Below are 11,453 nucleotides of genomic sequence, written 5' to 3'. Positions count from 1 at the left end.
GGCCTCCCCCGATCGAGGGAGCTCCTTTTCCCGCTTTCCCGCGATGCGCACCCGAGACCCCGGAAGCCAGGATCGTGCCCTGAGCAGTTGACCGGAAGGACGGCCGATGAACACGCAAGGGATAGAGATGTCGCCGAATCACACAGCATCGACCTGGGCTGCCGGGGCGGACCCGTATGCGCCCGGCCCCGGCCACGGCATTCGGGGCGGCAAGAACGGCCTGGCCGGGGCCGCCATGGTGCTGGGCCTCATCGGCTTGAGCACCTCGATCGTCTTCATCGGCGGCCTGCTCGGAGTCATCGGCCTGGTCCTGGGCCTCATCGCCCTGAAGACGACCAAGCGGACCGGCGCAGGACGGGGCATGTCCATCACCGGCGTGGTGACGTCGTCCATCGCGATCGTGGTGTCCGTCCTGGTCGCCGTTTTCTTCGTCTGGTACGCCGACAAGACGCAGGAGTGCTACCAGCCCGACAGCTTCCAGCAGTACAAGCAGTGCGTCCACCAGCAGCTCACCGGAAATTGACCGGCGGGCGATTCGCAGTCTCCCCAGCAAGGACGAGCATCATTGTGCGAAACACACGAACAGCATCGCTCATGGCCGTCGGCACCGTGGCGACTTTCGTTTCGGCGCTGACACCCACAACGGCCTTTGCCACATCTGAACCAGCTGCGGTTGCATCTGCGGTCAAGGCCCCTCTGCGGCACTACGCGCAACAGAAGCCCCAGTGGCAGCGCTGCGATGCGAAGAACCCCGCTACCTATCAGTGCGCGACTCTCAAGGTGCCGCTGGACTACAGCGACCCCGGCGGCAAGAAGATCGACATCGCGATATCCCGGTTGAAGGCAAGCAGCGCAAGGGCAAAGGAACGTCGCGGCGTTCTGTTGCTCAACCCCGGCGGCCCCGGCGGGCCGGGCCTGAACATGCCTGTCGACTCGGACGTGAACCTCCCCGAGGAAGTGAACAGACGTTACGACCTCATCGGGTTCGACCCGAGGGGTGTCGGGCGCAGCTCACCCGTCAGTTGCGGTCTGACCGACGACGAACAGGACGTGGAGCGCCCGTACAAGGCCGAGACCTTCGCGAAGGACGTCAAGTGGGCCCGTACGGTGGCAGACAAGTGCCGGGCCAGGGCGGGTGACACACTGCGCCACCTCACCACCCGCAACACCGCTCGCGACATGGATGTCATCCGCACGGTGCTGGGAGAAGAGAAGATCTCCTACCTGGGGTTCTCCTACGGCACCTACCTCGGCGCCGTCTACACGCAGATGTTCCCCCGGCGAACCGACCGGTTCGTGCTGGACAGCGCGACCGACCCCGCGCGGTACGGGCGGGGCATGTTCCAGGCGATGGCGGCGAGGGCCGAGCCCGCCTTCACACGATGGACCGAATGGACCGCCCGGCGCCACACGACGTACGAGCTGGGCCGTACCCCGGCCGGGGTACGCAAGACCTTCTGGGACCTCATCGCCCGGGCCGACCGCGAACCCGTCGACTACGGCGGGACACTCTTCACCAGTGACGCCATCCGCGCTCAGCGCGCCATGTTCTCCCGCGTCCGAGAAGCCGCCTCATGGGTCACCGGACTGAAGAAGGCGGCCGAAGGCAAGACGCCGGCCCCGAGCCCTCTCCCGCCGGTGTCCGCCCGTGACGTTCCCTCGGACAACAACGCCGCGAGCGCCTGGGCGGTCCTCTGCGCCGACACCCGCACGTCGTGGCCGCGCGACCCGGAGCAGTACCGCCGCGACGCGATCCGCGACAACACGCGATATCCGCTGTCCGGCGATTTCGAGTCCAACATCAAGCCGTGTGCCTTCTGGAAGCCGGGCAGCGAGCCCAGGACACCGGTGAAAAACACGGTCCGTGCACTCATCCTGCAGAACGAGTGGGACCCCGCGACGCCCCTGGCCGAGGGCCAGGCCATGCACCGGGCCCTGCGCGGCTCCCGGATGGTCACCGTCGCCGGCGGGGAGGGGCACATCGTCAACGGCACCAACTCCTGCGCGGACAGGAGCGCCACGCTCTACCTGACCACAGGCAGGCTCCCGGCCAAGGACCTGACCTGCCGAGCGCCGCAATCTCCCTAACCTGGCCCCCGGGGCATCCCGGATGCACGAATGTTTCCGAGAACCCGTCGGGCGCATCAAGTAAAGCAGCAGGTCAGGGCCACACTAGGCAGTGCAGCTGATGTCCTGCCTCGTGGCATCGGGACGCAAGGCCCTGCCACTCGTGGAGCAAGTGATCATCCTGATCCCCTGACCTGCTCCTTTGTCTCAATCCGGTGTCTCAATCCGGCCGGTGATCAGCGAAAACCACCTTCAGTAGTTGCCGTTGATCACCGGCATTTTCGGCTCTCATGGGCCCTGGATGTGCCCTGGGTTCCCGCCGCCATGTCAGGTTCCTTCGGAGTCGATGAACGTGATCCCTCCGGCGTCCAGGATCAAGCTGCCGTGTTCGTTCACGGCGGTGTCGATCTGTTCCTGCGGCTGTGGCACCGCGCCGTAGTCGAAATCGCCTCGAGGTGCGATCACGGGCAGGGGCCCGGCCGGACGAAGGCCCCCCTTGTTCCAGGAACACGGGCTCGGCACCGGCGAGGGCCGTGCCGAGCTGGAGGGGGCGCTCGACCGTGTATTTGCCGTCAGGGCCGAGGTGGAACGGCTGGCGTTCGGTGACGCCGGTGCGCTGGAGTACCCCGATGGCGTCAAGATCCCATGTTGGAACCGTCGCCAACTGGCTCTTGGTGCGGTGCAGTGCGGCCACGGCTTCAGGTGCTTCGTGCTGGGGCAAGTCGTCCTCGCGTCTCGTGAGACATGTGCTCTGGAGGCATAGCAAGCCTCTCGTTGAGACACGAGAAGGTGCAGCCATAAGCGAGGAGACCGGCATCGAGGCCGCCGAACAGGACGTCCGTCTCGCCGACGCGCTCAGCGACACCGACGGCCACCTCCTGGTCTTCGGCCTCCTCCCGGCCCGCCCCCTCGCGAGCCTCCCGCCCTCGGCCCCCACCGACGAGACGTCCGGCTATGAGATCCTGTACGGCCCGCGCCCCCTGGCCTTCCCCCTGCACACGGAAGCCGCCGACGCCTGGCTCGCGGGACGCCACGGCCGATGACACAGCGGCCGGCAGGCTCTACCCCTCCGCCTCCGCCTCCGCCCCCGTCCCCATTCCCGCACCCCGCACCCGCACCGGACACCCGACCCGGCCCTCCGCACCGTCCCGCTCCACCACCACGCGGTCGCCCTCCCAGCGCGTCGCATACCGCTCGACCTCCGCCTCAGCCCACCCGTCGCCCGGGTCCCGCACCACCAGCCCGCCGCCCGTACGCCCCGGCGCGGGCGCCCACACCTCCAGCTCCGGGCCGCCGTCCGCACCCCGCACCGGAAGCACCGCGCCCGCCCGCACCAGCACCGGCACCCGGGACAGCGGAGCGTCGACCAGGACCTGGCCCGGACCCTCGTACGCCCGCCCGGTCACCGTGTCGTACCACCGCCCCCGGGGCAGCCGCACCGCCCGCCGCCGTGTCCCGGGCTCCAGCACCGGAGCCACCAGCAGCGCGTCGCCCAGCAGGAACGCGTCCTCGCACTCCCGCAGCGCCCGGTCGCCCGGCGCGCTCCACCACACCGGCCGCACATAGGGCGCACCGGTCAGCCGCGCCACGTGCGACAGCGTCACGAAGTACGGCAGCAGCCGCTCCCGCTCCTCCAGCGCCGCCCGCGCGTGCTCCAGCACCTCCGGCCCGAACTCCCACGGCTCCCGACGTCCCGCGTCGATCGCCGCATGGGTCCGGAACAACGGCAGGTACGCGCCCAGCTGGAACCACCGCAGATACAGCTCCGGCGACGGGGAGCCGTCGAACCCGCCCACATCCGGACCCGAGTACGGCACCCCGCACAGCCCGAGCCCCACCACCAGCGACAACGACGCCCGCAGCCCCGGCCACCCCGTCGACACATCACCGGACCAGGTGCCCCCGTACCTCTGCATCCCCGCCCAGCCCGACCGCGAGAACAGGAACGGCCGCTCCTCCGGACGGAACCGGAGCAGCCCTTCATGACCCGCCCGCGCCATCGCCAGCGCGTACACGTTGTGCGCCTCGCGATGATCGCCACCGGCGCCCTCCAGGACATGCCGGGCCGAACGCGGCAGCGAAGGATCCCCGAACGCCGCGAACGACACCGGCTCGTTCATGTCGTGCCAGACCCCCGAGAAGCCCTGCGCAAGCCGCTCCTCGTACAGAGATCCCCACCAATCCCGCACAAGCGGATCAGTGAAGTCCGGATAGACGCAGGCCCCCGGCCACACCTCCCCGACCACCACCCGCCCCCGCGCGTCCCGGACGTACGCCCCACGCGCACCCACCGCCCGGCCCCCGTCGAACACCGCGTCGCCCGGCTCCGCCTTCACCGCCGGATCCACGATCGACACCAGCCGCACCCCGTCCTCGCGCAGTTCCTTCGCCAGCGCGGGCAGATCGGGGAACCGCTCCCGATCCACCGTGAACACCCGGTGCGCGTCGTAGTGGTCGATGTCCAGATGCAGCACGGACAGCGGCAGCCCCCGCTCCCGGTACCCGGCGGCGACCCGCCGCACCTCCCGCTCACTGCCGAACCCCCACCGGGCGTGCTGCGGCCCCAGCGCCCAGGCCGGCGGCAGCGCCGGCGCACCCGTCAACGCCGTCCACCCCTGGAGCACCCGGGCCGGCGTCCCCGCCACCACCCAGCAGCGCAGCGGCCCGCCCTCCATCCGCACCTCGCAGGTGCCCGGCCGGTCATGCCCCGAGCCGGCGCCCTCCTCGCCCTCCCGCAGCACCACCCGCCCCGCCCAGCTGTTGTCGTGGAACACCAGATGCGTCCCCGCGTCCGACACCACCACCTGCACCGGCATCGTCAGATACAGCGGATCGTCCCCCGGCCCGAACCGCCCCCCGGGATCGGTGTTCCACAGCCCGTACACCCCGTCCCGCAACCGGGGCCCGCCCGCCCGGCCGCCCAGCCCGAAGAACCGCGCGTCCGCCGGCACCTCCGAGCGCTGCACCCACCGCACCGGACCCCCGCCCACCGGCTCCCACCAGCGCGGCGGCAGCTCACGCCGCAACAGCAGCCCGCCCGGCGTCCGCAGCTCCACCGCCCCGGTCCGCGACACCACCACCGTCAGCCGCTCCGACACCACCTGCCAGCCGCCGTCCTTGTCCGGCTCCAGCTCCGCCCGCGGATCCGGCGCGGGAGCCTCGCCCGGCACCGCGTACGACGGCAGCGGATCCGCCCCGTCCCACGCCCAGAACACCGCACCGCCCACTGACACCCGGATGCGCAGCTCCGAACGGGCGAACCGCACCACACCCCCGCCGGGCCCCGGCTCCGCACCCGTCAGCGCACCGGGCACCCGGGCCCGCTCCGCCCCGCGCGCCGGCAGCGCCGCAGCGTCCGCGGACCGGCGCCGCCACGCCGAACGCACCGTGCGCAGCCCCCGCACCGAACCGACCAACCTCACCCGACGCACCAGGTCACGACCGTCCATGGCGCACACCCTGCCACCCGTCCGACCCGCAGAACCTTCCGTTCAACTCCCGTTCACCCGGTCCGGCCGGGAAGGGACGGAACCCCTCACGCAGGGGCCACCCTGGTGCCGAAGACGATCACATGGCATCGTCCGTGTCAGCCGCTCACGCGCACACCCCGGCCCGTGCGGCACCGACACGCCCACCCCCGCGTACCCGTACAGCCAGGGAGCAGCCCTCATGACCGCAGCCACGCCCGACGACGCCCCGCTCTGGCAGCCCGGCCCCGACCGCATCGAGGCCGCGGCCGTCACCCGCTTCCAGAACTGGGCCGCGACCCGGTACGGCGCCCCGGCCGACGGCGGGTACGCGGCGCTGCACCGCTGGTCCATCGACGAACTCGACACCTTCTGGCGCGCCGTCGCCGCATGGTTCGACATCCGCTTCTCCACGCCGTACGAGAGCGTCCTCGGCGACCGCGCCATGCCCGGCGCCACCTGGTTCCCCGGCGCCACCCTCAACTACGCCGAACACGCCCTGCGCACCGCCGAGGACCCGTCCCGCGCGGACACCCCCGCCCTGCTGTACGTCGACGAGACCCACACCCAGACCCCCGTCAGCTGGGCCGAACTCCGCCGCCAGGTCGGCGCGCTCGCCACCGAACTCCGCGCCCTCGGCGTCACCCCCGGCGACCGCGTCAGCGGCTACGTCCCCAACATTCCGCAGGCCGTCGTCGCCTTCCTCGCCACCGCCGCGGTCGGCGGCGTCTGGACCTCCTGCGCCCCCGACTTCGGGGCCCGCAGCGTCCTCGACCGGTTCCAGCAGATCGAGCCCGTCGTCCTGTTCACCGTCGACGGCTACCGCTACGGCGGCAAGGAACACGACCGCACCGAGACCGTCGCCGAACTCCGCCGCGAACTGCCCACCCTGCGCGCCGTCGTCCACATCCCGCTGCTCGGCACCGACGCCCCCGAAGGCGCGCTCGCCTGGGCCGCCCTCACCTCCGCCGACACCGAGCCGGTCTTCGAGCAGGTCCCCTTCGAGCACCCGCTCTGGGTCCTCTACTCCTCCGGCACCACCGGCCTGCCCAAGGCCATCGTCCAGTCCCAGGGCGGCATCCTGCTCGAACACTTCAAGCAGCTCGGCCTGCACTGCGACCTCGGACCCGAGGACCGCTTCTTCTGGTACACCTCCACCGGCTGGATGATGTGGAACTTCCTCGTCTCCGGCCTCCTCACCGGCACCACCGTCGTCCTGTACGACGGCAGCCCCGGCTACCCCGACGTCAGCGCCCAGTGGCGGATCGCCGAACAGACCGGCGCCACCCTCTTCGGCACCTCCGCCGCGTACGTCATGGCCTGCCGCAAGGCCGACATCCACCCCGGCCGCGACTTCGACCTCTCCCGCGTCCAGTGCGTCGCCACCACCGGCTCCCCGCTCCCTCCCGACGGCTTCCGCTGGCTGCACGACGAGTTCACCGACAGGGGAGCGGACCTCTGGATCGCCTCGGTCAGCGGCGGCACCGACGTCTGCAGCTGCTTCGCCGGAGCCGTCCCCACGCTTCCCGTCCACATCGGCGAACTCCAGGCCCCCTGCCTGGGCACCGACCTCCAGTCCTGGGACCCGGCAGGCAAACCCCTCATCGGCGAGGTCGGCGAACTCGTCGTCGCCAACCCGCTGCCCTCCATGCCGATCCGCTTCTGGAACGACCCCGACGGCAGCCGCTACCACGACAGCTACTTCGACATGTACCCCGGCGTCTGGCGGCACGGTGACTGGATCACCATCACCGACCGCGGCTCGGTGGTCATCCACGGCCGCTCCGACTCCACCCTGAACCGCCAGGGCGTCCGCATGGGCTCCGCCGACATCTACGAGGCCGTCGAGAGGCTCCCCGAGATCCGCGAATCCCTCGTCATCGGCATCGAGGAACCCGACGGCGGCTACTGGATGCCGCTCTTCGTCCACCTCGCCGAAGGCGCGACCCTCGACGACGACCTGCGCGCCGCGATCAAGCAGACCATCCGCGAGAACCTCTCCCCGCGCCATGTACCGGACGAGGTCATCGAGGTCCCCGGCATCCCGCACACCCTCACCGGCAAGCGCATCGAGGTTCCGGTCAAGCGCCTGCTCCAGGGAACCGACCTGGCCAAGGCGGTCAACCCGGGCTCCGTCGACAACCTCGACCTCCTCCACTTCTACGCCGAACTGGCCGCGAGCCGCCGCGCGTAACGCCACTGTCAGTCCCCCTGATTACGCTGAGTGAGCAAGGATTCACCGCGCACAGGGGGACACATGGCGCAGACCGGCCACACCGAGCACAGCTCCACACCCACCACGAAGCCCCGCACCCAGCAGGGCACCACCATGCGCCGCACGCTGCGCCGCGAAGCACCCAGCACCATCGGCCTGCTGGCCGACGCACAGGACTTCGCGGCCATGCGGCGCTACCGCACCTTCGCCTTCGACGACCACACCGTCTACCTCCAGCAGGTCGAGGGCCTGCTCAAGGCGCTCGCGGCCCAGGGCGTGCACACCACCGTCGCCCTCTTCGACCCGGAGGACTACGCGGAGTTCTGCGCCGAATCGGGCCTCGACGCCGACAGCGGCGCGAGCCGCAGCCGCTTCACCGCGGAGATCGCCGCCGCCGGAGCCACGGTCGCCTACACCGGCCAACACCTGAGCGACCTCATCCCCGTCCTCGTCACCCGCGCGGTCCGCCAGGCCACCTGGGAGTACGCCACCCTCCTCCTCGCCGACCTCGGCGCCTGCGCCGACTGCGGCCAGGACATCGGACGCGCGGCCTTCGACCGGGCCTCGCACCTCCTCATGCGCCTGCTGGAAACGGCGGGACCGGGCACCCACCACCTGGTGTGCAGCACACCGACGGAGAGCGACCAGCTCCTGGCCGTGCTCCACACCCACCGCGACACCGCGGGACCGGCCCGCCTCGACAGCGCGGAGGGCGCGGAGTTCGCCACCGTCCTCGCGGTGGCCATCGCCATGGAATCCCGCGGGGGAGTCGTCCTGCGCACCAGCGCCCCCGACAGCCCGGACCGCGTCCACGGCTGGCGACTGGCCCACGGCGCTCTCGCCCCGCTCACCGCCGGCGAGGTCTTCAACGCCTACTGCACCGACGCGGACACCGGAGAGCCCGTCTCCCCGGAATCCGGCGTCGAATACTGCGCGGGATTCGACATCGGAGCCGACCCGGCGGAACCCCACCATTGAGACGCCGGACAACACCACACAGCAGGAGGGGCTCCCCACCACCCGGCGGAAAGCCCCTCCTGCTGAACGCACCTGCCTCGGCTACTCGCCGGACAGCACCGCCTGAGCGGCGCTGCGCGCCTCGTCGGCGGAGTCGGCGGAACGGGCGGCGTTCGCCGCCCGCTCGCACTGCGCCAGCGTGTACTTGGCCAGCGTGGCCCGCACATAAGGAATGGACGCGGCACCCATGGAGAGCGAGGTGACACCCAGCCCGGTCAGCACACACGCCAGCAGCGGATCGGCCGCGGCCTCACCGCACACACCGCAGCTCTTGCCCTCGGCACGGGCCGCGTCGGCGGACAGCGCCACGAGATCCAGCAGCGCGGGCTGCCACGGGTCCTGGAGCCGCGACACCGCGCCCACCTGACGGTCGGCCGCGAAGGTGTACTGCGCCAGGTCGTTGGTGCCCAGCGACAGGAACTCCACCTCCTGGAGGATCGACCGCGCCCGCAGAGCGGCCGACGGAATCTCCACCATCGCGCCGAACTTCGCCCGCAGCCCGGCCTCGCGGCACGCGTCCGCGAACGCCTTGGCGTCGATACGGTCGGCCACCATGGGGGCCATGACCTCCAGGTACACCGGCAGACCCTCGGCGGCCTTCGCCAGCGCGGTCAGCTGGGTACGCAGCACCTCGGGGTGGTCCAGCAGGCTCCGCAGCCCACGGACGCCGAGCGCCGGGTTCGGCTCGTCGGCCGGCGTCAGGAAGTCCAGCGGCTTGTCGGCCCCGGCGTCCAGCACCCGTACGACGACACGCCCCTCGGGGAACGCCTCCAGCACCGCGCGGTAGGCCGCGATCTGCTTCTCCTCGGAAGGAGCCTGCTTGCTGTCGTCGAGGAACAGGAACTCGGTCCGGAACAGCCCGACGCCCTCGGCCCCCGCCTCGACCGCCGCGGGCACATCGCCCGGGCCGCCGACGTTGGCGAGCAGCGGCACCTTGTGCCCGTCGGAGGTCGCACCAGGACCGGTGGATGCGGACAGCGCAGCCTTACGGGCGGCAGCGGCGCTCTCCATCTTCTCCCGCTTCTCGGCGCTCGGGTTCACGAAGATCTCACCCGTGCTGCCGTCCACCGCGACGACCGTGCCCTCGGCCAGCTCACCCGCGCCGGGCAGCGCCACCACGGCCGGAACACCGAGCGCCCGCGCCAGGATCGCGCTGTGGCTGGTCGGCCCGCCCTCCTCGGTGACGAAGCCGAGCACCAGCGTCGGGTCCAGCAGCGCGGTGTCGGCCGGCGCCAGGTCGCGCGCGATCAGCACATACGGCTCGTCGCTGTCCGGCACGCCGGGCATCGGCACACCGAGCAGCCGCGCCACGATCCGGTTCCGTACGTCGTCGAGGTCCGCGACCCGCCCCGCCAGGTACTCCCCGGCATTGGCGAGCAACGCCCGGTACGCGGCGAACGCGTCGTACACGCCCCGCTCGGCGGTGCTGCCCACGGCGATGCGCCGGTCGACATCGGACATCAGCTCGGGGTCCTGAGCCATCATGGCCTGCGCCTCGAGCACATGCTGTGCCTCGCCGCCGGCCAAGTTGCCGCGCGCGATCAGATCGGCGGCGACCGCCTCCACCGCCTGCCTGGCGCGCCCCTGTTCGCGACCGGCCTCCTCGGCGGGAATCGATTTGGCGGGCGGCTCCAGCACCGCCGTACCCATGTGCCGAACCTCGCCGATGGCCACACCGTGGCTCACGCCGACGCCTCGCAGCGTTGTCTCCATTTCACCCGTCTCCGGTTGTGCGGCGACCGAGTCACCGCGGTGGTTGTGCAACTGGCTTGTCACTGCGCGCGAGGCGCTACTGCCAGCCGAACAGCGTGTCGCCGACCTTCACGTCCCCGTCCTCACGGACGTCGGAGAGCGACTCGGCGGTGGCCTCCAGGGCCACGATCGGGCAGATGGGTGACTTGCCGGCGGCCTCGACCGCGGACGGGTCCCAGCGCACGATGCTCTGGCCCCGGGTCACCGTGTCCCCCTTGTTCACGAGAAGCTCGAAGCCCTCGCCGTTGAGCTGGACGGTGTCGATGCCGAGGTGCGTCAGGACCCCGTGGCCGTCCGCGTCGACGACGACGAACGCGTGCGGGTGCAGGGAGACGACGATGCCGTCGACCGGGGACACGGCCTCGGAGGGCTCGCGTACGGGGTCGATGGCGGTGCCGGGACCGACCATCGCGCCGGAGAAGACCGGGTCGGGAACCGCGGTGAGTCCGATGGCGCGTCCAGCAAGAGGGGACGTCACGTTGGTCATGGGGAGCCTCCCAGGGGGTGGAGATTCTGGTGTCGCCGCCGCGACTGATGGGGGACGGCGTACTGCTCAGCAGGGTAAGTCATATGAAGTCCCGGTTCCGCCCGAGACCTACCGCTTGGCGGACCTAGGGGTGCACCAGAAACGATTTGCCTCGATCCCCGGCGGCCTGTACTGTCGTACTCCTGCCTGACCCCAACGCGACTTTGAGTCGGGGGTCGGCGGCGACCTTTCAAGCCCAGATCCTAACCCTGAACCTTTCTTCGGCATGCCCGCAGGACGTGGTCAAGGCAAGGGAAAAGGCCTGATAGAGTCGGACTCGCCGAAAGGGAAAACCGCGAAAGCGAATTACCTGGAAGCGAAAAGAGCAGGACCGCTTGACCCGCTTCGACCGGGAATCGGACACGAAAGAGTCTGATAGAGTCGGAAACGCAAGAACGAAGGGAAGCGC

Annotated in this window: 8 protein-coding genes and 1 pseudogene; 5 read left to right on the top strand and 4 right to left on the bottom strand. The window is 70.8% G+C overall.

Annotation, left to right across the window (positions count from 1 at the left end; all coding sequences use genetic code 11):
* The first annotated feature begins 127 nt into the window (after positions 1-127).
* Complete coding sequence (locus ACIQPT_RS36275) at positions 128-523, top strand: DUF4190 domain-containing protein (RefSeq protein ID WP_401162442.1); 396 nt, start codon at positions 128-130, stop codon at positions 521-523.
* A gap of 71 nt (positions 524-594) precedes the next feature.
* Entirely contained in the window at positions 595-2,088 is a 1,494-nt protein-coding gene (locus ACIQPT_RS36270) for an alpha/beta hydrolase (RefSeq protein WP_401162440.1), read from the top strand.
* Between the two features lie 306 nt (positions 2,089-2,394).
* Here ACIQPT_RS36270 and ACIQPT_RS36265 read toward each other — a convergent pair whose 3' ends face one another.
* Entirely contained in the window at positions 2,395-2,532 is a 138-nt protein-coding gene (locus tag ACIQPT_RS36265; RefSeq protein WP_401162438.1) for a hypothetical protein, read from the bottom strand.
* A 332-nt stretch (positions 2,533-2,864) separates the two neighbouring features.
* Here ACIQPT_RS36265 and ACIQPT_RS36260 point away from each other — a divergent pair.
* Positions 2,865-3,110 (top strand): annotated as a pseudogene (locus ACIQPT_RS36260) (NUDIX hydrolase); the annotation flags it as partial.
* 18 nt (positions 3,111-3,128) lie between these two features.
* Here ACIQPT_RS36260 and ACIQPT_RS36255 read toward each other — a convergent pair.
* Positions 3,129-5,516 (bottom strand): glycoside hydrolase family 31 protein, encoded by a 2,388-nt coding sequence (locus ACIQPT_RS36255; RefSeq protein WP_401162436.1) that lies wholly within the window; start codon positions 5,514-5,516, stop codon positions 3,129-3,131.
* A 220-nt stretch (positions 5,517-5,736) separates the two neighbouring features.
* Between ACIQPT_RS36255 and ACIQPT_RS36250 the strand changes: the two genes are divergently transcribed.
* Together ACIQPT_RS36250 and ACIQPT_RS36245 are read left to right on the top strand one after the other, a co-directional pair.
* Entirely contained in the window at positions 5,737-7,728 is a 1,992-nt protein-coding gene (locus ACIQPT_RS36250) for an acetoacetate--CoA ligase (protein WP_401162434.1), read from the top strand.
* Positions 7,729-7,791: 63 nt separating this feature from the next.
* Positions 7,792-8,727: a hypothetical protein gene (locus ACIQPT_RS36245; RefSeq protein ID WP_401162432.1), complete on the top strand. Its 936-nt coding sequence runs from the start codon at positions 7,792-7,794 to the stop codon at positions 8,725-8,727.
* Between the two features lie 81 nt (positions 8,728-8,808).
* Here the strand turns inward: ACIQPT_RS36245 and ptsP are convergent, their stop codons facing one another.
* Together ptsP and ACIQPT_RS36235 are read right to left on the bottom strand one after the other, a co-directional pair.
* Positions 8,809-10,479, bottom strand: coding sequence for a phosphoenolpyruvate--protein phosphotransferase (ptsP, locus tag ACIQPT_RS36240; protein ID WP_401162430.1), 1,671 nt, complete (start codon positions 10,477-10,479; stop codon positions 8,809-8,811).
* Between the two features lie 76 nt (positions 10,480-10,555).
* Positions 10,556-11,005, bottom strand: a complete 450-nt coding sequence (locus ACIQPT_RS36235; RefSeq protein WP_103511197.1) for a PTS glucose transporter subunit IIA — start codon at positions 11,003-11,005, stop codon at positions 10,556-10,558.
* Positions 11,006-11,453 lie beyond the last annotated feature (448 nt).

Origin of the sequence: Streptomyces sp. NPDC091289, from assembly GCF_044757365.1 — a bacterium.
In the GTDB taxonomy this organism is placed as follows: Bacteria; Actinomycetota; Actinomycetes; order Streptomycetales; family Streptomycetaceae; genus Streptomyces.
Note: the sequence above shows the minus strand (reverse complement) of the source record. Positions and strands in the feature narration are given on the sequence as shown.

Bases quoted from the DNA above. Each gene is read 5' to 3' on its own strand.
- ACIQPT_RS36270 (WP_401162440.1), top strand. From the start codon at position 595: ATGGCCGTCGGCACCGTGGCGACTTTCGTTTCGGCGCTGACACCCACA.
- ACIQPT_RS36255 (WP_401162436.1), bottom strand. From the start codon at position 5,516: ATGGACGGTCGTGACCTGGTGCGTCGGGTGAGGTTGGTCGGTTCGGTG.
- ACIQPT_RS36250 (WP_401162434.1), top strand. From the start codon at position 5,737: ATGACCGCAGCCACGCCCGACGACGCCCCGCTCTGGCAGCCCGGCCCC.
- ptsP (WP_401162430.1), bottom strand. From the start codon at position 10,479: ATGGAGACAACGCTGCGAGGCGTCGGCGTGAGCCACGGTGTGGCCATC.
- ACIQPT_RS36245 (WP_401162432.1), top strand. From the start codon at position 7,792: ATGGCGCAGACCGGCCACACCGAGCACAGCTCCACACCCACCACGAAG.
- ACIQPT_RS36275 (WP_401162442.1), top strand. From the start codon at position 128: ATGTCGCCGAATCACACAGCATCGACCTGGGCTGCCGGGGCGGACCCG.
- ACIQPT_RS36235 (WP_103511197.1), bottom strand. From the start codon at position 11,005: ATGACCAACGTGACGTCCCCTCTTGCTGGACGCGCCATCGGACTCACC.